Annotated in this window: 18 protein-coding genes; 16 read left to right on the forward strand and 2 right to left on the reverse strand. The window is 59.2% G+C overall.

From position 1 onward, the window contains the following. The first annotated feature begins 212 nt into the window (after window positions 1-212). The 15 genes from nuoG (at window position 213) to ATY80_RS07660 (ending at window position 17156) form a co-directional block, all read left to right on the forward strand. Window positions 213-2294, forward strand: coding sequence for an NADH-quinone oxidoreductase subunit NuoG (gene nuoG, locus ATY80_RS07590; RefSeq protein ID WP_088691831.1), 2082 nt, complete (start codon window positions 213-215; stop codon window positions 2292-2294). A 12-nt stretch (window positions 2295-2306) separates the two neighbouring features. Beyond that, the gene (gene nuoH / locus ATY80_RS07595; protein ID WP_088691832.1) at window positions 2307-3350 is read left to right on the forward strand and encodes an NADH-quinone oxidoreductase subunit NuoH; all 1044 of its coding nucleotides are present in this window, start codon (window positions 2307-2309) and stop codon (window positions 3348-3350) included. A gap of 40 nt (window positions 3351-3390) precedes the next feature. After that, a complete protein-coding gene (gene nuoI / locus ATY80_RS07600) occupies window positions 3391-3882 on the forward strand; it encodes an NADH-quinone oxidoreductase subunit NuoI (RefSeq protein ID WP_007531797.1) in 492 nt (163 codons plus the stop codon). A 141-nt stretch (window positions 3883-4023) separates the two neighbouring features. Further along, window positions 4024-4638 carry an NADH-quinone oxidoreductase subunit J gene (locus ATY80_RS07605; RefSeq protein WP_088691833.1) on the forward strand — a complete coding sequence of 205 codons (615 nt, stop codon included), beginning with the start codon at window positions 4024-4026 and terminating at the stop codon, window positions 4636-4638. A gap of 29 nt (window positions 4639-4667) precedes the next feature. Further along, on the forward strand, window positions 4668-4976 hold the full coding sequence (gene nuoK / locus ATY80_RS07610; RefSeq protein WP_007531803.1) for an NADH-quinone oxidoreductase subunit NuoK: 309 nt from the start codon (window positions 4668-4670) through the stop codon (window positions 4974-4976). Window positions 4977-4983: 7 nt separating this feature from the next. Then, a complete protein-coding gene (gene nuoL, locus ATY80_RS07615; protein ID WP_088691834.1) occupies window positions 4984-6984 on the forward strand; it encodes an NADH-quinone oxidoreductase subunit L in 2001 nt (666 codons plus the stop codon). Further along, on the forward strand, window positions 6984-8495 hold the full coding sequence (locus tag ATY80_RS07620) for an NADH-quinone oxidoreductase subunit M (RefSeq protein WP_088691835.1): 1512 nt from the start codon (window positions 6984-6986) through the stop codon (window positions 8493-8495). Before nuoL ends, ATY80_RS07620 begins: the two co-directional genes overlap by 1 nt. 18 nt (window positions 8496-8513) lie before the next feature. After that, window positions 8514-9959, forward strand: a complete 1446-nt coding sequence (nuoN, locus tag ATY80_RS07625) for an NADH-quinone oxidoreductase subunit NuoN (protein WP_088691836.1) — start codon at window positions 8514-8516, stop codon at window positions 9957-9959. Continuing rightward, on the forward strand, window positions 9959-10723 hold the full coding sequence (locus ATY80_RS07630) for a biotin--[acetyl-CoA-carboxylase] ligase (protein ID WP_088691837.1): 765 nt from the start codon (window positions 9959-9961) through the stop codon (window positions 10721-10723). The genes nuoN and ATY80_RS07630 overlap by 1 nt, the downstream gene beginning before the upstream one ends. Before the next feature lie 17 nt (window positions 10724-10740). Next, window positions 10741-12411 (forward strand): ribonuclease J, encoded by a 1671-nt coding sequence (locus ATY80_RS07635; RefSeq protein ID WP_088691838.1) that lies wholly within the window; start codon window positions 10741-10743, stop codon window positions 12409-12411. 3 nt (window positions 12412-12414) lie between these two features. After that, window positions 12415-12819: a methylmalonyl-CoA epimerase gene (gene mce / locus ATY80_RS07640; protein WP_088691839.1), complete on the forward strand. Its 405-nt coding sequence runs from the start codon at window positions 12415-12417 to the stop codon at window positions 12817-12819. Between the two features lie 134 nt (window positions 12820-12953). Beyond that, window positions 12954-13235: a DUF1467 family protein gene (locus ATY80_RS07645; RefSeq protein WP_088691876.1), complete on the forward strand. Its 282-nt coding sequence runs from the start codon at window positions 12954-12956 to the stop codon at window positions 13233-13235. A gap of 572 nt (window positions 13236-13807) precedes the next feature. Continuing rightward, on the forward strand, window positions 13808-15130 hold the full coding sequence (gene proS / locus ATY80_RS07650; RefSeq protein ID WP_088691877.1) for a proline--tRNA ligase: 1323 nt from the start codon (window positions 13808-13810) through the stop codon (window positions 15128-15130). A gap of 17 nt (window positions 15131-15147) precedes the next feature. Continuing rightward, on the forward strand, window positions 15148-16458 hold the full coding sequence (locus tag ATY80_RS07655; RefSeq protein WP_088691840.1) for a lipoprotein-releasing ABC transporter permease subunit: 1311 nt from the start codon (window positions 15148-15150) through the stop codon (window positions 16456-16458). Window positions 16459-16472: 14 nt separating this feature from the next. After that, window positions 16473-17156: an ABC transporter ATP-binding protein gene (locus ATY80_RS07660; protein WP_088691841.1), complete on the forward strand. Its 684-nt coding sequence runs from the start codon at window positions 16473-16475 to the stop codon at window positions 17154-17156. Here ATY80_RS07660 and ATY80_RS07665 read toward each other — a convergent pair whose 3' ends face one another. Both ATY80_RS07665 and ATY80_RS07670 read right to left on the reverse strand, forming a co-directional pair. Further along, window positions 17157-17621 (reverse strand): DUF5680 domain-containing protein, encoded by a 465-nt coding sequence (locus ATY80_RS07665; protein ID WP_088691842.1) that lies wholly within the window; start codon window positions 17619-17621, stop codon window positions 17157-17159. Window positions 17622-17691: 70 nt separating this feature from the next. Beyond that, window positions 17692-18276 (reverse strand): hypothetical protein, encoded by a 585-nt coding sequence (locus tag ATY80_RS07670; RefSeq protein ID WP_088691843.1) that lies wholly within the window; start codon window positions 18274-18276, stop codon window positions 17692-17694. Window positions 18277-18580: 304 nt separating this feature from the next. On the opposite strand from ATY80_RS07670, the gene dnaE reads away from it, so the two are divergent. Continuing rightward, entirely contained in the window at window positions 18581-22081 is a 3501-nt protein-coding gene (gene dnaE, locus ATY80_RS07675) for a DNA polymerase III subunit alpha (protein ID WP_088691844.1), read from the forward strand. Window position 22082 lies beyond the last annotated feature (1 nt).

A 22082-nucleotide genomic window follows, 5' to 3' on the forward strand; every position in this document is an offset into this window, starting at 1 on the left:
CGGCCGAAGAGGCTGGAGCAAGGTCAAGGCTGAAGAGTGAAGGGCAGGGGCCCGAAACTGCAAAGGCCGAAAGCCGATCCCGGATCTCGGGATGGGCGCAGAATTTGAGCGACACCGATGCCAACGGGGTAAGAACCGGCGTGGCAGCGAAACTGTTGCAAAGTGGGTTTGTTTGCCGCCATCCGGCAAACGGGAAACAGGACTGAGTGACGATGGCAAAACTGAAGATTGACGGCAACGAGATCGAAGTTCCGGATCATTTCACGCTGCTGCAGGCGTGCGAGGAAGCCGGTGCTGAAGTTCCGCGCTTCTGCTTTCACGAGCGCCTTTCGGTTGCCGGCAACTGCCGCATGTGCCTCGTTGAGGTGAAAGGTGGCCCGCCGAAGCCGCAGGCTTCTTGCGCCATGGGTGTGCGCGACATCCGCGGCGGCCCGAACGGCGAACTTCCGGAGGTCTTCACCAACACGCCGATGGTCAAGAAGGCCCGTGAAGGCGTGATGGAGTTCCTGCTGATCAACCATCCGCTGGATTGCCCGATCTGTGACCAGGGGGGCGAATGCGACCTGCAGGACCAGGCGATGGCCTTCGGCATCGACAGCTCGCGCTATCAGGAAGACAAGCGCGCCGTCGAAGACAAGTATATTGGACCGCTCGTCAAGACGGTCATGAACCGCTGCATTCACTGCACGCGCTGCGTTCGCTTTACGACTGAAGTGGCCGGCATTTCCGAACTCGGCCTGATCGGCCGCGGCGAGGATGCCGAAATCACCACCTATCTCGAGCAGGCGATGACCTCAGAGCTGCAGGGCAACATAGTTGACCTCTGCCCGGTCGGCGCGCTGACCTCGAAGCCGTTCGCCTTCACGGCGCGTCCGTGGGAGTTGAACAAGACCGAAACGATCGACGTCATGGACGCGCTCGGCTCCGCAATCCGTGTCGATACGCGTGGCCGCGAAGTCATGCGCGTCATGCCGCGCGTCAACGATCAGATCAATGAAGAGTGGATTTCTGACAAGAGCCGCTTCATCTGGGATGGCCTGAAGACGCAGCGTCTCGACCGCCCCTACGTCCGCAAGGATGGCCGTCTGCAGGCAGCGACCTGGGGCGAAGCCTTCGGCGCCATCAAGGCTGCCGTTGCCGCAACCAGCGGCGAGAAGATCGGTGCGGTCGCCGGCGATCTCGCATCCGTCGAAGAAATGTACGCGCTGTCGGAACTCGTGAAGTCGCTCGGTTCCGAGAACCTCGACTGTCGCCAGGATGGGACGGCACTTGATCCGTCGCTCGGCCGCGCAAGCTACCTCTTCAACCCGACGATTGAAGGCATCGAGCAGGCGGACGCACTGCTGATCATCGGTGCCAACCCGCGCTTCGAAGCCGCCGTGCTCAACGCTCGCATCCGCAAGCGCTGGCGTCGCGGCAACTTCCCGATCGGCGTGATCGGCGAAGCTGGCGAACTGCGTTATGACTATGAATATCTCGGCGCTGGCCCGGACACGCTGAAGGATATCGCCGACGGCAACCATGCGTTCGCGAAGGTTCTGACGGATGCCAAGAAGCCGATGATCCTCATCGGTCAGGGCGCTCTGTCACGTACCGACGGTGCTGGTGTTCTCGCAACTGCTGCAAAGCTTGCTGGCACGGTCGGCGCAGTCGTCGAAGGCTGGAACGGTTTTGCCGTGCTGCACACCGCAGCATCACGCGTTGGCGGTCTTGACCTTGGCTTCGTTCCGGGTGCCAAGGGCGTTAACGCCGCGGAGATGCTGACCTCGATGGACGTTCTCTTCCTACTTGGCGCCGACGAACTCGATTTCGGTGCCAAGAAGGCAAAGCTGACGGTCTACATCGGCTCGCACGGCGACAACGGTGCCCACAATGCCGACGTCATCCTGCCGGCGGCTGCCTATACCGAAAAGTCCGGCACCTGGGTCAACACCGAGGGTCGCGTTCAGATGGGCAATCGCGCCGGCTTTGCGCCGGGCGACGCCCGCGAAGACTGGGCGATTCTGCGTGCGCTGTCCGACGTGCTTGGCAAGAAACTTGCATTCGATTCACTTAGCGAATTGCGTGCGAAGCTCTATGCGGCCTTCCCGCATTTCGCAGCGTTCGATGAGATCGCTGAAAGCGACAGCGCCAAAATTGCCGCAGTCGCGAAAAAAGCCGGCAAGATGAACAAATCCGGGTTTGCTTCGCCGGTCAAAGACTTCTATTTGACGAACCCGATCGCGCGCGCTTCGGCAGTGATGGCCGAGTGCTCGGCATTGGCCCGCAACAACTTCAAAGTCGCGGCAGAGTAAGGGCAGGGGACTATGGAATCGTTTGTTTCAACTTATGTCTTGCCCGGCCTCCTGATGGTCGGTCAGTCGCTTCTTCTCCTGGTCTGCCTGCTCGTCTTTATCGCCTACATCCTGTTGGCCGACCGTAAGATCTGGGCAGCCGTACAGCTCCGCCGCGGTCCGAATGTGGTGGGTCCGTGGGGCCTTTTCCAGTCCTTCGCCGATCTTTTGAAGTTCGTCTTCAAGGAGCCGGTTATCCCCGCTGGTGCCAACAAGGCAGTCTTCTTGCTCGCGCCTCTCGTCACCGTGCTTCTGGCACTGTCGACCTGGGCGGTCGTGCCGCTGGCGGATGGCTGGGTCATCGCCAACATCAATGTCGGCATCCTCTACATCTTCGCGATCTCGTCGCTTGAAGTGTACGGCATCATTATGGGCGGTTGGGCTTCGAACTCGAAGTACCCCTTCCTTGGTGCATTGCGCTCCGCTGCACAGATGGTGTCCTACGAAGTCTCGATCGGCTTCGTCATCGTCACCGTTTTGCTCTGCGTTGGCTCGCTGAACCTGACGGACATCGTCCATGCCCAGCAGGCTGGTCTCGGCACGCGCCTTGGTCTGCCGTCATCGTTCCTCGACTGGCACTGGCTGGCGCTGTTCCCGATGTTCATCATCTTCTTTATTTCGGCGCTGGCTGAAACGAACCGCCCGCCTTTCGATCTTCCTGAAGCCGAATCGGAACTCGTCGCCGGCTTCATGGTCGAATACGGCTCCTCGCTCTACATGATGTTCATGCTCGGCGAATATGCGGCCATCGTTCTGATGTGCTCGCTGACGACGATCCTGTTCCTCGGAGGCTGGCTGCCGCCCGTCGACGTATGGCTCCTGAACTGGGTTCCGGGTGTTATCTGGTTCACGCTGAAGTCGTGCCTGGTGTTCTTTATGTTCGCGATGGTCAAGGCGTTCGTCCCGCGCTATCGCTACGACCAGCTGATGCGCCTCGGCTGGAAGGTTTTCCTTCCGCTGTCGCTCGCCATGGTCGTTATCGTCGCATTCGTGCTGAAGCTGACGGGTTGGGCATGATCATGCCGGCCCTCGTTTCAAGCAATATTGGAGGTTGAAGATGGCAGGCTTGTCCAACGCGGTCAGCTCGCTGTTCCTGAAGGAATTCGTCGGTGCGTTCTGGCTGACCTTCCGGTACTTTTTTAAGCAGAAGGCAACGGTCAACTACCCGTTCGAAAAGGGACCGGTCAGCCCGCGCTTCCGCGGCGAACACGCGCTGCGTCGTTATCCCAACGGCGAAGAGCGCTGCATTGCCTGCAAGCTGTGTGAGGCGATCTGTCCTGCACAGGCGATCACCATCGAAGCCGGTCCCCGCCGCAACGATGGCACGCGCCGCACGGTTCGTTATGACATCGACATGGTCAAGTGCATCTACTGTGGCTTCTGCCAGGAAGCGTGCCCGGTCGATGCGATCGTCGAAGGCCCGAATTTCGAATTTGCGACGGAAACACGCGAAGAGCTCTACTTCGACAAGCAGAAGCTCCTCGACAACGGCGACCGGTGGGAGCGTGAAATCGCGCGCAACATCGCGCTGGATGCTCCGTACCGTTGATCGAAATTGAAATGCCGGAGTGTCGCCGCTCGCGCGGCTTCCGGTCAACATGCACCGGAGTTTTGCCGGAGAGTTCCGCGCGAAGCTTCATCGGGCAGGGAAACTCCCGGCTGCCCGGGGGAAGATGAAAAAGGCACCAACATGGGTCTGCAGGCTCTATTTTTCTATCTTTTCGCCTTTGTCGCGGTAGCGTCGGCGTTCATGGTCATCTGGTCGAAGAATCCGGTTCATTCGGTTCTCTTCCTGATCCTGGTTTTCTTCAACGCGGCTGGCCTCTTCCTGCTGCTGGGCGCCGAATTCCTGGCGATGATCCTGCTCGTCGTTTACGTCGGTGCCGTGGCCGTTCTCTTCCTCTTCGTGGTTATGATGCTCGACATCGACTTTACGGAGTTGCGCGCGGGCGTTCTCGAATACGCGCCGATCGGTGCGGTCATCGGGTTGATCCTTGCGGCTGAGCTGATCGTTGTCGGCGGTGGCAGCGTGATCTCGCCGGAGATCGCCAAAACGGTCACGATGCCGATCCCGCCGCTGTCTGAGCGCACGAATACCGCCGCTCTCGGCGATGTGCTCTATACGAATTACGTCTACTTCTTCCAGATCGCTGGTCTGGTGCTGCTCGTCGCGATGATCGGTGCGATCGTGCTGACGCTCAAGCATCGCCAGAACATCAAGCGGCAGAATATCGCCCGACAGGTTGCCCGCAGCCCTGAGACCGCCGTCGAAGTGGTCAAGGTCAAGCCGGGTCAGGGCGTTTGAGGCAGGCGCGAGCTTAAGGAACAAATACAATGGTCATCGGACTTTCCCATTACCTGACGGTCAGCGCCATCCTCTTCACGCTCGGCGTCTTCGGTATCTTCCTGAACCGGAAGAACATCATCGTTATCCTGATGTCGATCGAGCTCATTCTGCTTGCGGTCAATATCAACATGGTCGCCTTCTCGTCGTTCCTCAACGACATCGTCGGCCAGGTTTTCGCATTGTTTATTCTGACCGTCGCTGCGGCTGAAGCGGCTATCGGTCTTGCAATTCTCGTCGTCTTCTACCGCAACCGCGGCTCGATCGGCGTCGAAGACGTCAATATGATGAAGGGCTGATAAGGCTATGTTTTTATATAAGGCTATCGTCTTTCTTCCCCTGATTGGCGCGATCATCGCCGGCCTCTTCGGCCGCGCGATCGGCGCCAAGGCATCGGAATACGTCACCTGCGGGCTGATGATCATCGCGGCGGTGCTGTCGTGGTATGTTTTCATCACCGTCGGCATGGGCCACCACGAAGGCGGCCCCATCAAGGTCGAAGTGCTGCGCTGGATCCAGTCCGGCGGTATTGACGTATCCTGGTCGCTGCGCGTCGATACGCTCACCTCGGTCATGTTGATCGTCGTCAACACGGTCTCGACTCTGGTGCACGTCTATTCGATCGGATACATGCATCATGATCCGCATCGTCCGCGTTTCTTCGCCTATCTCTCGCTTTTCACCTTCGCGATGCTGATGCTTGTGACGGCCGACAACCTGGCCCAGATGTTCTTCGGCTGGGAAGGCGTTGGTCTCGCTTCGTATCTGCTCATCGGCTTCTGGTTCAAGAAACCGTCGGCAAACGCCGCTGCGATCAAGGCCTTCGTCGTCAACCGCGTCGGTGACTTCGGCTTCATCCTCGGCATTGCGAGCCTGTTCGTGCTATTTGGTGCGATCAACCTCGACACCATCTTCGCGAACGCTGCGAGCTTTGCTCCGGGCGAAGCTGGTGGTGAGGGCGGCGAGATCGTTCTCAACCTCTTTGGCATGCATCTCGACAAGGCACATGCGCTGACTGGCGCCTGCCTGCTGCTCTTCATGGGCGCGATGGGTAAGTCGGCACAGTTCCTGCTGCACACTTGGCTCCCAGACGCGATGGAAGGCCCGACGCCAGTGTCGGCTCTCATCCATGCTGCAACCATGGTTACCGCGGGCGTCTTCCTCGTCGCTCGCATGTCGCCGCTGTTTGAGCTTTCGCCAGATGCGCTCGTCTTCGTAACGACGATCGGTGCGATCACAGCCTTCTTCGCGGCAACTGTTGGCCTCGTGCAGAACGACATCAAGCGCGTCATCGCTTACTCGACCTGCTCGCAGCTCGGCTACATGTTCGTTGCGCTCGGCGTCGGTGCTTATGGCGCCGCCATCTTCCACCTCTTCACGCACGCCTTCTTCAAGGCTCTGCTGTTCCTTGGCGCCGGCTCGGTGATCCACGCCGTCGATGGCGAGCAGGACATGCGATACATGGGTGGTCTGCGTAAGCACATCCCCGTGACCTTCTGGATGATGACGATCGGCACCCTGGCGCTGACCGGCGTCGGTATTCCGTTCACACCGATCGGTTTTGCCGGCTTCTTCTCGAAGGACGTGATCATCGAGGCGGCTTACGCGTCGCATTCGCCGGTCGCAGGCTTTGCCTTTACGCTGCTGGTCATCGCGGCCCTGTTCACGAGCTTCTATTCTTGGCGTCTGGCTTTCTTGACTTTCTTCGGCAAGCCGCGTGCGTCCCACGAAGTGATGCATCACGTTCACGAGTCGCCGCAGGTCATGCTGGTGCCGCTCTACCTGCTCGCTGCCGGCGCGGTTCTGGCCGGCGTCCTCTTCGAAGGCCGCTTCTACGGCGAGGAATATGCCGAGTTCTGGAAGGGTGCGATCTTCACCTCACAGCACAACGAACTGCTCGAAGAGTTCCATCACGTTCCGGCCTGGGTTGGCCTCAGCCCGTTCATCGCCATGCTCATTGGTTTCGTGACGGCCTGGTACATGTACATCAAGTCGCCGTCGACGCCGCGTGTGCTCGCGCAGCAGCATCGTGTGCTGTACCAGTTCCTCCTGAACAAGTGGTACTTCGACGAGCTCTACGACTTCCTCTTCGTCCGCTCAGCAAAGGCGCTCGGTCGGTTCCTGTGGAAGAAGGGTGATGTCGGCGTCATCGATACCTACGGCCCGAATGGCGTCGCTGCCCGCGTCGTCGATGTCACGAACCGCGTCGTGCGCTTACAGACCGGTTACCTCTATCACTACGCGTTCGCCATGCTGATCGGCGTTGCGGCGCTTGTTACTTGGATGATGCTCGGGAGTTCCTTCTGATGACCGATTGGCCCATTCTTTCAACGGTCACCTTCCTGCCGCTCGTCGGCGTGGTGCTCCTGCTGCTGATGAATGAAAATGGTCCGAGTGGCCGCCGCAACGTGCTCAACATCTCGTTGATCACGACGATCGTGACGTTTGTCCTTTCGCTCTTTCTCTGGATCGGTTTCGACAATGCGAACCCGGGCTTCCAGATGATCGAGAAGCATGGCTGGCTCGGCACCGGCATCAGCTATCACCTCGGCATTGACGGGATCTCGATGCTCTTCGTGATCCTGACGACCTTCCTCATGCCGTTCTGCGTACTGGCGAGCTGGCTCTCGATCGAAAAGCGCCTCAAGGACTACATGATTGCCTTCCTGATCCTGGAAGTGATGATGGTCGGCGTCTTCGTTTCGCTCGATATCGTTCTCTTCTACGTGTTCTTCGAAGCCGGCCTCATTCCGATGTTCCTCATCATCGGCGTTTGGGGCGGCAAGGATCGCGTCTACGCCAGCTACAAGTTCTTCCTCTACACGCTGCTCGGCTCCGTTCTGATGCTGCTCGCCATCATGGCGATGTACTGGCAGGCCGGCACGACGGATATCCCGGCGCTGCTCGCCTATAAGTTCCCGCCGCAGATGCAGACCTGGCTCTGGCTTGCCTTCTTCGCATCCTTCGCAGTCAAGATGCCGATGTGGCCTGTTCACACGTGGCTTCCCGATGCACACGTTCAAGCGCCGACCGCGGGCTCGGTCATCCTGGCAGGCGTGCTTCTGAAGCTCGGCGGCTATGGCCTGATCCGCTTCTCGCTCGGCATGTTCCCGGTTGCCTCCGAGTTCTTCGCGCCGCTCGTCTTCGCATTGTCGGTCATTGCCATCATCTACACCTCGCTGGTGGCGCTGATGCAGGACGACATGAAGAAGCTGATCGCCTATTCGTCGGTCGCCCACATGGGTTACGTGACAATGGGTATCTTTGCGGCCAACGCGCAGGGTCTGCAGGGCTCGATCTTCCAGATGCTATCGCACGGCATCGTCTCCGGCGCTCTCTTCCTTTGCGTCGGTGTGATCTACGACCGGACCCATACCCGCGAGATTGCGGCCTATGGCGGCCTGGTCAACAACATGCCAAAATACGCCGTCGCGATGATGGTCTTCACGATGGCGAACGTCGGCCTGCCGGGCACCTCGGGCTTCATCGGCGAATTCCTGACCCTGATTGGCGTCTTCCGCGTCAACACCTGGGTCGCACTCTTCGCCGCGACCGGCGTTATCCTCTCCGCCGCCTATGCACTCTGGCTCTATCGCCGGGTGATCTTCGGCGCGCTGGAAAAGGAAAGGCTGAAGGCGCTGCTCGACCTTTCTCCGCGTGAACAGTTGATACTTTATCCGCTGATCGCACTGACCATCTTCTTCGGCGTCTATCCGGCTCCGGTCTTCGATGTGACCGCTGCTTCGGTTGACCAGCTGATCCATAGCTATACGGCCGCAGTCCAGGCAGCGCAGGACGTTGCGCTGTCGATGAAATGATGACGGGACTTTTGGGACATGACCTCTGAAACTATTCTCGCAAGCCTGCATCTTTCCATTCCGGAGTTGATCCTCGCTGTCGGCGCCCTGGCGTTGCTAATGATCGGCGTCTTCTCGGGAGAGCGTTCGGGCCGTATGGTCAGCGTTCTCGCGATGATCGTGCTGGCTGCTGCCGCGCTCTGGCTGATTTTCGTTCCCAGCGAAGGCGTTGCCTATGGCGGCGTCTTCCTGTCGGACGGCTTCGGTCGCTTCATGAAGATCACGGCATTGGTTGGATCGATCTCGGCGCTCTTCATGTCGCTCGGCCTCGCCAAGGAAAACCAGCTCGATAAGTTCGAGTTTCCGGTACTGCTCGTGCTCTGCACGCTCGGTATTCTGCTGATGATTTCGGCCAACGATCTCATCTCGCTCTACCTCGGTCTTGAACTGCAATCGCTCGCGATCTACGTCGTTGCTGCGATCAATCGCGAGAGCGTCAAGTCCACGGAAGCCGGCCTGAAGTACTTCGTGCTCGGCGCGCTTTCCTCGGGCATGCTGCTGTACGGCATGTCGCTGGTTTATGGCTTCACCGGTCACACGCAGTTCGCTGATATCGCCCAGGCTCTGACCGTCGACGGTGCCCGCTCGCTTGGCCTCGTCTTCGGCCTCGTGTTCATCCTCGCCGGCATCGCCTTCAAGATTTCCGCAGTTCCGTTCCACATGTGGACGCCGGACGTTTATGAAGGTGCGCCGACCCCGGTCACGGCTTTCCTTGCCAGTGCCCCGAAAGTTGCCGCGATGGCGATGATGACCCGCATTGTGATCACCGCCTTCCAGCCGGTCCTGGCGGATTGGCAGCAGGTCGTGGTGTTCATTTCGATCGCTTCCATGCTGCTTGGTTCCTTTGCCGCAATCGGTCAGAAGAACATCAAGCGACTGATGGCCTATTCGTCGATCGGTCACATGGGCTACGCATTGGTTGGCCTTGCCGCGGGCAACCAGACCGGCGTTTCCGGCGTCATGCTCTACATGGTCATCTACATGGTGATGACGCTCGGCAGCTTCGCGATCATCATGTCGATGCGCCGCAAGGACGGGACGGTTGTCGAGGAGGTCAATGACTTGGCTGGCCTGTCGACCACCAATCCGTTCATGGCAACGGTGCTGACCATCCTCATGTTCTCGCTGGCCGGTATTCCTCCGCTCGCAGGCTTCTTCGCCAAGTACTTCGTGTTTGTCGCTGCAATCGAGGCCAAGCTCTATGCGCTTGCCATCATCGGCGTTCTGGCATCGGTCGTCGGCGCTTACTATTACCTGCGCGTCATCAAGCTGATGTGGTTTGATGAAGCCACGGGCGAGTTCGCTCGCGTCTCGGCGTCTCTTCGTCTTGTCTTTGGCCTGTCCGGCCTCTTCGTTCTCGCCTATGTCTTCATCGGCGGTCCGATCGGCGGTGCGGCCGAGCTTGCTGCTGCGACGCTCTTTTGATGAACTCTGAGGCACGGCGCCGGATATCGCTCGACGATTTCAGGCACGAGGCTCTGTCGGAGACATCGTCCACGAACAGCGAATGCCTTGCCCGTGCGCGGGCAGGGGACCGCGGTCTCCTTTGGATCACGGCGGAAAAGCAGACCGGCGGCCGCGGTCGCCGGGGACGGCCCTGGGTTTCGGAGCGGGGCAATCTCTACGCCTCGCTTCTTCTCGTCGATCCGGCTCCCATGGAGCGCCTCGGCTCGCTGCCGCTGGCAATCGCCGTCGCAGTGCATCAGGCTGTTCGCCATGTGCTGCCGCATACGGCCGAACCGCTGGAAGTGAAGTGGCCGAACGATATCCTGATCGGACGAAAGAAGACTTGTGGCATTCTCGTCGAGGGCGAAACCCTTCCGGACGGACGCCATGCGCTCGTCATTGGCATCGGTATCAACGTCGCATTCATGCCCGACAACCCGCTCTATCCGGTGACCTGCCTGCGCGAGCAAGGGAGCTCCGCTTCCCCTGAAGAGGTTTTCGCCCATCTCTTTGCGTCGATGGCGGAGGTCTTGGAGGCATGGGACCGCGGCCGTGGCGTGCGCGAAATCACCGAACGCTGGCGCCGAGTTGCCTGCGGCATTGGCGAAAAGATAACTGTGAACCTGCCGGACCGGTCGATTTCCGGCCACTTCGCCGGAATTGATGATAATGGCCTGTTGATGCTCGATACCGGCGCAGGCAGGATGATGACGATTGCCGCCGGCGATGTCTTCTTTGGTTGATTGGAAATAAGAATAATATGGCGAAGCAGGACGAACTGGTATTTCTGCCGTTGGGCGGCGTTGGCGAGATCGGAATGAATCTCGCCCTTTACGGCTACGGCCCGCCGGATCATCGCCAGTGGATCATGGTCGACTGCGGCGTCACCTTTCCTGGACCTGACTTGCCGGGTGTCGATCTTGTGTTGCCCGACATTCGATATCTCGCCAGCGAGCGCAAGAGCCTGAAGGCGATCTTCATCACCCACGCGCATGAGGACCACTATGGCGCGCTCGCCGATCTATGGCCAGGCCTCAACGTTCCAGTCTATGCCTCGGCCTTTACAGCAGGGCTTCTCGAGGCGAAGCGCAATTTTGAAAAGTCGGCCATCGGCGAGATCCCGGTGACGCTGTTCACGGCGGGCAACACCGTCAATGCGGGCCCTTTCAGCGTCGAGGGCGTGGCCGTCAACCATTCCATCCCCGAACCGATGTCGCTGGTGATCCGCACGCCCCTCGGCAATGTGATCCATACCGGCGACTGGAAGATCGATCATGAACCGTCGCTCGGTCCGTTGACAGACGAGACCCGTTTCCGCCAGCTCGGCGACGAAGGCGTTCTGGCGTTGATGTGCGATTCCACGAACGCTCTTCGGGATGGCGTATCGCCGTCGGAGAAGGACGTCTCCGAGAGCTTGCGCAAGATCATCGAGAATGCCGAAGGCCGTGTTGCGGTGACGACGTTCTCATCGAATGTCGGCCGTATTCGCACGGTAGCCGAGGCGGCCGAGGCTGAAGGCCGCGAAGTCCTTTTGCTTGGCAGTTCGCTCAAGCGCGTTGTCGACGTGTCTCGCGATATTGGTCTGATGGAAGGCATCAAGCCGTTTATTTCCGAGGAGGAGTACGGCTACATCCCGCGCGACAAGGTGGTGGTCATCCTGACCGGCAGCCAGGGTGAGCCACGCGCTGCCCTTGCCAAACTTTCGCGCGACGAGATGCGAAACGTGGCGCTTGCATCAGGCGACATCGTCGTATTTTCTTCCCGCGCCATTCCGGGCAACGAGAAGGCGATCCAGGATATCAAGAACGGCCTGATCGAGCAGGGCGTCCATGTCATCACCGACAACGAGGCCCTAGTTCACGTTTCCGGACATCCGCGCCGCAACGAGTTGCAGAAGATGTACGAGCTGACACGGCCGAAGATTGTCGTGCCGGTACACGGCGAGGCGACGCACCTGACGGCACACAAGGAACTCGCGGAGCAGTCTGGCATCTCGATCGTGCCGCGCGTGCGCAACGGCGACATTCTTCGTCTGGCGCCGGGACCAGTCGAGGTGATCGACGAGGCACCGCATGGCCGCATCTACAAGGACGGTTCGCTGATCGGCGATTTCGACGAGATGGGCATCGGCGAGCGCAAGAAGCTTTCCTATGTCGGCCATGTTGCCGTCAACGTCGTGATCGACAGCCGCTACGATATCGTTGGAGATCCGGACCTTGTTGCGATAGGTCTGCCTGTCTACGACGACGAGGGCGACGAGATGGAAGATACGCTCTACGATGCTGCTGTTGGCGCCATCGAAAGCATACCGCGGGCACGCCGGAAGGATCTCGACCTGCTGCAGGAGTCGGTTCGCCGTGCCATCCGTGCAGCAGCAAACCAGACCTGGGGCAAGAAGCCCGTGGTCACGGTGTTTGTTACGAAGGTGTAACGCATGCTCGGCCGGGTCAATCACGTTGCTATCGCTGTTCCCGATCTCGCGGCCGCAACCGCGGCATATCGGGACACACTTGGCGGATCCGTCTCGGCCCCGCAGGCTCTGCCGGAGCACGGCGTCACTGTTGTCTTCGTGGAACTGCCGAATACCAAAATTGAGCTTCTGCAGCCGTTGGGGGCGGACTCGCCGATTGCGGCTTTCCTGGATAAGAACCCGTCCGGCGGAATGCATCACATCTGCTACGAAGTCGGCGATATTCTCGCTGCTCGCGATCAGCTGATGCAGGCAGGCGCAAGAGTACTTGGCAATGGTCAGCCGAAGATTGGCGCGCACGGCAAGCCGGTGCTGTTCCTGCATCCGAAGGACTTTTTCGGCACTCTGATCGAACTGGAGCAGGTTTGAACAAGCCTGCGGCAGAGTGACACAAATCCGGTAAATGTCGGGAAGTGGTTCAAACCTGCTTTGTGTCGACCGACATTTCGGCCTATAAGCGCGACAATTGCGATAGTCGCAATGAGCTTAGCGGGACCATTTCGATGCTGCAGATATTTCTACAGGGCTTCGCCGTCTACTTTATCGTGTGGTGGATTACCCTCTTTGGCGTCCTCCCGATCGGCCTGCGCACGCAAGCGGAAGACAACGATATCGTATTGGGAACTGTTCACAGCGCGCCGACCCGATTCCGGCCGGTATTTGTCTTCTCGATGACGACGCTCATCTCCGCCGTCATCTATGCGTTGTGGTATATTGCTTCGAACTACTTCGGGTGGGGCTTCGACGCCCTGCCGCAGATCGGCCCTTCATTCTCAAACGTGTAAGAGCGTTTGCCCAGTTTTTGGGCGAACGCGGATTCTAGCTGTCACACGCGTGTCATGAAGTTGCGGCAAGGAGATGCCGCGACGGAATGAGGCCTTACGCTACGGTAGCGAATCTGCTGGAAAGCGGAATATGGCGGAAAAGAGCAAAAAAAAACAAGGCTGAAAGCCTTGTTTTAAGTATCGCGTGATCCTTATCCGTTGCCGGGGCTGCGACAAGCGCGCCTAAGATCTGATCCTCCCAAGACTTGACCGCGAAATCGGCAGGAATTTAGCTCCCTGCCTGTTTTGTGGGCTAAAGCTAGCTCAAAGAATGGGCTTTGTCATCAGGTTTTTTTGCATTTTTGCTACACTCGAGCAATTTTTTTCTGTTGATAAGAATTTCGTACAAACCATTATAATTCCGCCTTTTTCTTACTTTGTCTGCTTCGCACGTGCGAACTTGCTTTTACGGCAGTCCGCTTCAGCCCGTCGCGGGTTTCTTTCCTTTCGCGAAGCAGCTATGAACGCTGCCAATATTTGTGATCGCCTTCGATTCCGCGACATGCGGTATCTCAACAGCTCTGGAATTCACCATGCGCCTGTCTCGCTATTTCATGCCCATCCTGAAGGAAAACCCCAAGGAGGCGGAAATCGTCTCCCATCGGCTGATGTTGCGCGCCGGCATGATCCGGCAGCAGTCGCAGGGCATCTATTCCTGGTTGCCACTCGGCAAGCGCGTCCTTGACAAGGTCAACAACATCATCCGTGAGGAGCAGAACCGCGCCGGCGCGATCGAGCTGTCGATGCCGACGCTGCAGTCGGCCGAGCTCTGGCAGGAAAGCGGGCGCTACGACGCCTACGGCAAGGAAATGCTGCGCATCAAGGATCGCCAGGATCGCCCGATGCTGTATGGCCCGACCAACGAGGAAATGGTCACGGATATCTTCCGGTCCTACGTGAAGTCCTACAAGAGCTTGCCGCTCAACCTGTATCACATTCAGCTGAAGTTCCGCGACGAGATCCGTCCGCGCTTCGGCACCATGCGCTCGCGTGAATTCATGATGAAGGATGCTTATTCCTTCGATCTGACGCGCGAAGGCGCGGAGCACTCCTATAACAAGATGTTCACCGCCTATCTGCGCACGTTCGATCGCCTCGGCCTCCGCGCCATTCCGATGCGTGCCGATACCGGCCCGATCGGTGGCAATCTCAGCCATGAGTTCATCATTCTGGCCGACACCGGCGAGTCAGAGGTGTTCTGCCACAAGGATTTTGTGAACTTTGATATCCCGGCTCAAGATACCGACTTCGACAGCGTGGAGGGCCTGAAGGCAGTCTTCGACAAGTGGACGTCGCTTTATGCCGCCACGTCGGAGATGCATGACGAAGCCGCGTTCAACGCGGTTCCGGAAGACGATCGCCTCTCTGCGCGCGGCATTGAAGTGGGGCATATCTTCTACTTCGGCACGAAGTATTCCGAGCCGATGGGCGCGAAGGTGCAAGGTCCGGACGGCAAGGAACATACCGTCCACATGGGTTCCTACGGGATTGGCCCGACCCGCCTTGTTCCCGCCATCATCGAAGCATCGCATGACGAAAACGGAATCATCTGGCCGGCGTCCGTGGCGCCGTTCGATGCGGTCGTGATCAACATGAAGGCCGGTGATGCGGCGTGCGATGCGGCCTGCGAGAAGATCTATGCGGCGCTCTCAAATGCCGGCAAGGACGTCCTCTATGACGATACCGACGATCGCGCCGGGACGAAATTCGCGACCGCCGATCTGATCGGTGTTCCGCTGCAGATCATTGCCGGCCCGCGTGCGGTCGCGAGCGGCGAAGTCGAAGTGAAGGACCGCAAGACAGGCGCCCGCGAAACGATGACCATCGACGCGGCGATCAATAAGCTCTTGGGCTGAGAAGGGCGGGTGGCAGGATGGCAGATGCAGCGGTGAGCCAGCGGCAGGGTTCCAGATCCGGCTCGGCGCCGGCCAGCCGGCCATTTTCCGCCTTCGAACGGCTTGTGGCGTGGCGCTATCTGCGCGCCCGCCGCAAGGAGGCGTTCATTTCGGTGATCGCCGGCTTCTCTTTCATCGGAATTATGCTTGGTGTTGCCACGCTCATCATCGTCATGGCTGTGATGAATGGATTTCGCACGGAGCTGATCTCCCGCATTCTTGGCATCAACGGCCACATGATCGTTCAGCCCGTTGATACGCCGTTCAACGACTATCCGGCGCTGACCGATCGGCTTGGCGCCGTGCCGGGCGTCAAGCTGGCCCTGCCGCTCGTGGAAGGGCAGACGTTGGCTTCCGGGCAGGGCGGTGCCGGTACGGGCGCGCTGGTACGCGGTATCCGGCCTGAAGACCTGGACAAGGTGAAGACGGTCTCGGGCAACATCAAGTCCGGCGATCTTGTCGGCTTTGCCGCTGGGCAAGGTGTCCTGATCGGCTCGGGCATGGCTACACAACTCGGCCTCCAGGCCGGTGACACCATCACGTTGATATCGCCGGAGGGCGACGTCACGCCGATGGGCGTCAACCCACGGGTCAAATCCTACAAGGTTTCCGGCATTTTCGAGATCGGCATGTCGGAGTACGACGCGACGATCATCTATATGCCGCTCGAGGAAGCACAGCTTTACTTCAACGCCGAGGGGCTGGTTCAATCCATTGAGCTCTTCGTCGACAATCCCGACGACATCGACAACATGCGGCCGAAGGTCGAAGCCGCAGCAGGCCGCCAGATCGCGATCACCGACTGGCGGCAACGCAATCAGACCTTCTTCTCCGCCCTGGAAGTCGAGCGGAACGTCATGTTCATGATCCTGACGCTCATCGTTCTCGTCGCGGCGCTTAACATCATTTCCGGCCTGATCATGCTGGTGAAGGACAAGGGCAGCGATATCGCCATCCTGCGCACGATGGGCGCAAGCTCCGGCGCAATCATGCGCATCTTCTTCATGACGGGCGCGGCAATCGGCGTCGTTGGCACGCTGGCCGGCGTCCTTCTCGGCGTCATTGTCTGTATCAACATCGAGAAGATCCGCGAGTTTTTCTCCTGGGTTTCCGGGACGGTGCTGTTCGATCCTCAGCTCTATTTCCTCAGCCAACTGCCGGCAGAAATGAGCCTTAGAGAGACACTCTCGGTCGTCATCATGGCCCTGACGCTGTCCTTCCTCGCCACCATCTTCCCGGCGTGGCGGGCCTCCAAGCTCGATCCCGTGCAGGCCCTGCGCTACGAATAAGGAATGCTATTTTTATGAAGCGGACTACCGTTCTCAAGCTTTCCGGCGTCGAGCGCCACTACGGCCAGGGTGAGACGCTGCTCTCGATCCTGAAGGGTGTGGACTTCACGTTGAACAGCGGTGAAATTGTCGCCCTTGTCGCGCCGTCGGGCACGGGTAAATCGACGCTGCTGCATGTTGCCGGCCTTCTCGAGCATCCCGATGGGGGAGAGGTGACAATCAACGGCCACGCCTGTGACGGTTTGCCGGACGACAAGCGCACGGCGATCCGTCGCAATGAGATCGGTTTCGTCTATCAGTTCCATCACCTGCTGCCGGAATTCTCCGCGATCGAGAATATCATGATGCCGCAGATGATCGCCGGGCTGCCGCGCAAGGAAGCGAAGGAGCGCGCTGGCCAGTTGCTCGACTACATGCGAATCGGTCATCGCGGTGCGCATCGTCCAGGGGAACTTTCCGGTGGCGAGCAACAGCGTGTGGCGATTGCCCGCGCCGTCGCCAATGCGCCAAGCCTGCTTTTGGCGGACGAGCCTACGGGCAACCTTGATCCTGAAACCGCGAGCTACGTCTTTGACGCGCTCGAAGCGCTGGTCCGTCAATCCGGCCTGGCGGCGCTGATCGCGACCCACAATCACGAACTCGCCGGCCGCATGGACCGGCGCGTCACAATCGCCGACGGCAAGGTCGTGGATTTCTGATCACGGGTGGATGAGGCCGCCACGGTAGTCCAGTTCGTAGGCCCTGCGTTCGTTCACGACGATTACCTCGCGGCCGCTGAAATGGCTGCAGTCGCCCATGCTTTGATCGGCATAGAAACCGAAGGCATGATCGAATTCCATACCGCCGAGAAAGCGTCGATACTCGCCATACATTTTTGACAGCGCAGCCTTGATGACAGTCCCCGCCCGTTCTCCGTCGATCAGCGAATGCTCGACGATGCGGCCGAAGTAGTTCATTGCCCAGATCGGTTCGCTGTCCAGCCAGACCACTTCCTGCCCGGCGAAATCGGTGCCGCCGAAATAACTGTCGAGATAGCGCCATGGGCCGCGCTGATAACCGATGTCATGCGATCCTGTTCGGCACGCGGGCGCGGGACTTCCGCCGCCGACATAGGAATTGGCCTTTGCCTCGACGATGAAGCTATTCAGTGCGGCGATATCCATATCTTTGTTCTCCAGCTCGGCAGCCTCTCAATAACCGTGCCAATTGTAAAGAACAGAATAAGAACAAAGACTATTGCCCACAGATCGCTTGCCCTGTGTCGTCATTCCATTGGACGATTGGGATGACGCGCGGCTCGGCCTTGATGTCTTTGCCATTCTTCTGCAGCTTGCCGGTCAATGCATTGTAGTCGCAGGTACCGCCGGCGTTGGGGTCGAGCGTGTCATAGTGATTGTAGGTGTAACCGGCGACAACGAACTGTTTGTTGCGATAAGCCACTGTCAGCGTCTGGTCCCAGCGGTCGCGCCCGATGGCGCTGTTCTGCGAATGTATTGCGATCGAGGACTTGCCGACGGCTTTCAACGAGGGTTCCTGACCGAAGACGCCGTCAGCGCTGGTGCTGCCCCAAATCTTGTTTGGCGCGCTCATGGAAAGTCGCAGCAGCTCGTGGTCGCTATCACGAAGATAGATGTAGATTCCGATTTGATCGTCGCTGGCGCTATCTTCAGGTGCAACCAGCAGTGCGAGATCCGCACTCCCGTCGCCATCCCAATCACCTGTCGCCGCGTCGATGATACGCGCGGGGTCGATCTGCTCGGCTCGAGCGGTAAACGCTGTCGATAGAACCAATCCCGCAATTAATACAAACTTAAACATGCTTTTCTCCCATCGCCATACGGCCAGCAGAGCGGAAAAGAATCCTGTTGACAATAGAACAATAGCGGAACAAATTGAAAACATAAGAGAACAGGAGAGCCAAATGACTGACTTGATCCGTGATATCGCAGCATTCACCTCCATCGCAATGTTCGTTGCCAGCTTCTCGCTGATCTGCATGGCAATGTAAGAATTTCGGGGACCGCATGGCTGTCATGCGGTCCGAACGCAACCCTTGTCTGGACATCGACCCCCCGATGCTGAGAATAGACCTGATTTGATTCAGGTGATCGGAAGGCATGTCATGGCGGGTGCGGAGAAAGACGCGGCAAGCGGTTTCATCGGCGGTACGCCGGGCTTCGTTCACCTTCGTGTCCACTCGGCTTATTCGCTCCTCGAAGGGGCACTGCCGCTCAAGAAGATCCTCTATAAGGCGTCGGGCGATAGCCAGCCGGCCATCGCGATCACTGACACCAACAATCTGTTTGTCGCCCTCGAGTTTTCACAGAAGGCCATGGACGAGGGCCTGCAGCCGATCATTGGCTGTCAGGTCTCGATCGACATGGAAGATGGTCTTGAGACGGAACGGCGCGGCGGCCAGCAGGTGCTCGTCAAGCTGCCGTCGCTGGTCCTCTTGGCGGCGACTGATGCTGGTTACGAGCGGCTGGTGGATCTGGTCAGCCGCGCCTATCTCGGCGGCGAGGGCAATGGTCAATCGAGCCACATTCGCGCCTCTTGGCTCGACGAGATCGGAACGGAAGGCCTGATAGCTCTGACCGGTGCCTTGACGGGACCGATCGACATGGCGCTCAAGGACGGACATGCAGCTCAAGCGGAGGCACGCCTTCTGCTGCTGAAGCGTCATTTCGGCGACCGGCTTTACGTCGAGTTGCAGCGGCACGGCACCTATGACAAGCGCCATGAGCAGAAGGTGATCGGCCTTGCTTATGAGCACGATTTGCCGCTGGTCGCCACCAATGAAGCCTTTTTCCCGACCCGTGACGATTATGATGCGCATGACGCCCTGATGGCCGTTGCCCACAACGCGATCGTTTCCGACGATACGCGGTTCCGTCTAACGCCTGATCACTACCTGAAAAGCCGCGCCGAAATGGCGAAGCTTTTTGCCGATCTACCGGAAGCGCTGGAAAATACTATCGAGATCGCGCGGCGCTGCTCCTTCATCCTCAAGACGCGCAAGCCGATCCTGCCCCGCTTCACCGGCGCCACGGCCGACCCTGAGGAAGCGGAGCGCGAAGAGGCGCTCGAACTGCGCCGGCAGGCGGAGGAGGGACTGGATAGTCGCCTTGCCACGCTCGGCATGTCGCACGGCTACGAGGAGAAAGACTACCGCGAGCGGCTGGAGTTTGAACTCAGCGTTATCGAACGCATGAAGTTCCCGGGCTACTTCCTGATCGTTTCGGACTTCATCAAATGGGCAAAGCAGCATGATATTCCCGTTGGCCCGGGTCGCGGTTCGGGTGCGGGCTCGCTGGTCGCTTATGCGCTGACGATCACCGACGTCGATCCGCTGCGTTTCTCGCTGCTCTTCGAACGCTTCCTCAACCCGGAACGCGTCTCGATGCCGGACTTCGACATCGACTTCTGCCAGGATCGCCGAGAAGAGGTGATCCGCTACGTGCAGCGCAAATACGGCCGCGAGCAGGTGGCGCAGATCATCACCTTTGGGTCGCTACAGGCGCGCGCGGCACTGCGCGACGTCGGCCGTGTGCTGGAAATGCCCTACGGCCAGGTCGACAAGATATGCAAGCTGGTTCCCAACAACCCTGCCAACCCGACGCCGCTGTCGAAGGCGATCGAGGAGGAGCCGAAGCTGCAGGAGGAGGCCGACAAGGAGCCTGTCGTCGCGCGCCTGCTCGATATTGCCCAGAAGATCGAGGGCTTGTACCGCCACGCCTCCACCCATGCTGCCGGTATCGTCATCGGCGACCGACCACTGTCGAAGCTGGTGCCGATGTATCGCGATCCGCGCTCCGACATGCCGGTCACCCAGTTCAATATGAAATGGGTCGAGCAGGCTGGCCTCGTCAAGTTCGACTTCCTCGGTCTGAAGACGCTGACGGTGTTGAAGGTCGCCGTCGATTTCGTCGCCAAGCGCGGCATCAAGGTGGACCTCGCTTCGATCCCGCTCGACGACAAGAAGACCTACGAGATGCTTTCGCGTGGCGAAACCGTCGGCGTGTTCCAGGTCGAAAGTGCGGGTATGCGCAAGGCGCTGATCGGCATGAAGCCGGACTGCATTGAGGACATCATCGCGCTCGTGGCCCTTTATCGTCCGGGTCCGATGGAGAATATTCCGACCTACAATGCCCGCAAGCACGGCGAGGAAGAAATCGAGTCGATCCATCCGACGATCGACCATCTGCTGAAGGAAACGCAGGGGGTTATCGTCTACCAGGAGCAGGTGATGCAGATCGCCCAGGTCCTGTCGGGCTATTCGCTCGGCGAAGCCGACCTTCTGCGTCGCGCCATGGGTAAAAAGATCAAGGCGGAGATGGACCAGCAGCGCGAGCGCTTCGTCGATGGCGCCATCAAGAACGGTGTGTCTAAGCCGCAGGCCGACAACATCTTCGAGCTGCTCGCCAAGTTCGCGAACTACGGCTTCAACAAGTCGCACGCCGCCGCGTACGCGATTGTCTCCTATCAGACCGCCTACATGAAGGCGCATTATCCGGTCGAGTTCCTTGCCGCGTCGATGACACTCGATATGTCGAACACCGAGAAGGTGAACGACTTCCGCCAGGACGCCAAGCGCCTCGACATTGAGGTGATCCCACCCTCGGTGCAGACCTCGTTCCGCCACTTCGAAACCGGTGACGACAGGATCTACTATGCGCTGGCGGCGCTGAAGGGAGTCGGCGAATCAGCCGTCGACCACATCGTGGAGGTCCGGGGCGGCACCCCATTTGCAAGCCTTGAGGATTTCTGCCTGCGCATCGATCCGCGCCAGGTGAACCGGCGTGTGCTGGAAAGCCTGATCTTTGCCGGTGCTTTCGATTGCTTCGGGCTCGATCGGGCGCAACTCGCAGGCGGTCTCGATCGGATCATGGGCTATGCGCAGCGTGCGCAGGAAAACAAGCTGAGCGGCCAGTCGGACATCTTCGGCAGCGCGCTGTCGTCTGGCCCGGAGAAAATCTCGCTACCGCAGTTTTCGCCATGGCTGGCCTCCGAGAAGCTGCTCAAGGAGTTTCAGGTCCTTGGCTTCTACCTGACGGCACATCCGCTCGACAGCTACCAGAACATTCTGCAGAAGATGCGGGTCCAGACCTTCGCCGAGTTTTCGGCCGCGGTGAAGCAGGGCGCGAGTAACGGCCGCCTTGCAGGGACGGTCATCTCCAAGCAGGAGCGCAAGACCAGGACCGGCAACAAGATGGGCATCATCGTGTTTTCGGATTCCTCGGGTCAGTTCGAAGCCGTGCTGTTTTCCGAAATGCTGAACCAGTATCGTGATGTGCTGGAATCCGGAAAGTCCTTCGTTATCACCGCGACGGGGGAGGAGCGGCCTGAAGGCGTTGGCCTTCGCCTGCAGACCATCCAGTCGCTTGAAGAGAAATCACTACAAATGCAGAAGGCCCTACGCGTCTACGTGCGGGATTCAGGGCCGCTTCGGGCGGTTGCGGCGCACCTGAATGCGAAGGGCGATGGCTTGGTCTCCTTCATCGTGATCAAGGAGGAAGGCAAGCGCGAGGTGGAGGTCGAGCTTCCGCAGAAATATCGCATCACGCCTGAGATTGCCGCAGCCCTTCGTGCAGCCCCGGGCGTCATCGACGTCGAGCTGGTCTGAT

Origin of the sequence: Rhizobium sp. R711, from assembly GCF_002211365.1 — a bacterium.
Classification (GTDB): Bacteria; Pseudomonadota; Alphaproteobacteria; order Rhizobiales; family Rhizobiaceae; genus Rhizobium.

Bases quoted from the DNA above. Each gene is read 5' to 3' on its own strand.
- nuoG (WP_088691831.1), top strand. From the start codon at position 213: ATGGCAAAACTGAAGATTGACGGCAACGAGATCGAAGTTCCGGATCAT.
- nuoH (WP_088691832.1), top strand. From the start codon at position 2,307: ATGGAATCGTTTGTTTCAACTTATGTCTTGCCCGGCCTCCTGATGGTC.
- nuoI (WP_007531797.1), top strand. From the start codon at position 3,391: ATGGCAGGCTTGTCCAACGCGGTCAGCTCGCTGTTCCTGAAGGAATTC.
- ATY80_RS07605 (WP_088691833.1), top strand. From the start codon at position 4,024: ATGGGTCTGCAGGCTCTATTTTTCTATCTTTTCGCCTTTGTCGCGGTA.
- nuoK (WP_007531803.1), top strand. From the start codon at position 4,668: ATGGTCATCGGACTTTCCCATTACCTGACGGTCAGCGCCATCCTCTTC.
- nuoL (WP_088691834.1), top strand. From the start codon at position 4,984: ATGTTTTTATATAAGGCTATCGTCTTTCTTCCCCTGATTGGCGCGATC.
- ATY80_RS07620 (WP_088691835.1), top strand. From the start codon at position 6,984: ATGACCGATTGGCCCATTCTTTCAACGGTCACCTTCCTGCCGCTCGTC.
- nuoN (WP_088691836.1), top strand. From the start codon at position 8,514: ATGACCTCTGAAACTATTCTCGCAAGCCTGCATCTTTCCATTCCGGAG.
- ATY80_RS07630 (WP_088691837.1), top strand. From the start codon at position 9,959: ATGAACTCTGAGGCACGGCGCCGGATATCGCTCGACGATTTCAGGCAC.
- ATY80_RS07635 (WP_088691838.1), top strand. From the start codon at position 10,741: ATGGCGAAGCAGGACGAACTGGTATTTCTGCCGTTGGGCGGCGTTGGC.
- mce (WP_088691839.1), top strand. From the start codon at position 12,415: ATGCTCGGCCGGGTCAATCACGTTGCTATCGCTGTTCCCGATCTCGCG.
- ATY80_RS07645 (WP_088691876.1), top strand. From the start codon at position 12,954: ATGCTGCAGATATTTCTACAGGGCTTCGCCGTCTACTTTATCGTGTGG.
- proS (WP_088691877.1), top strand. From the start codon at position 13,808: ATGCGCCTGTCTCGCTATTTCATGCCCATCCTGAAGGAAAACCCCAAG.
- ATY80_RS07655 (WP_088691840.1), top strand. From the start codon at position 15,148: ATGGCAGATGCAGCGGTGAGCCAGCGGCAGGGTTCCAGATCCGGCTCG.
- ATY80_RS07660 (WP_088691841.1), top strand. From the start codon at position 16,473: ATGAAGCGGACTACCGTTCTCAAGCTTTCCGGCGTCGAGCGCCACTAC.
- ATY80_RS07665 (WP_088691842.1), bottom strand. From the start codon at position 17,621: ATGGATATCGCCGCACTGAATAGCTTCATCGTCGAGGCAAAGGCCAAT.
- ATY80_RS07670 (WP_088691843.1), bottom strand. From the start codon at position 18,276: ATGTTTAAGTTTGTATTAATTGCGGGATTGGTTCTATCGACAGCGTTT.
- dnaE (WP_088691844.1), top strand. From the start codon at position 18,581: ATGGCGGGTGCGGAGAAAGACGCGGCAAGCGGTTTCATCGGCGGTACG.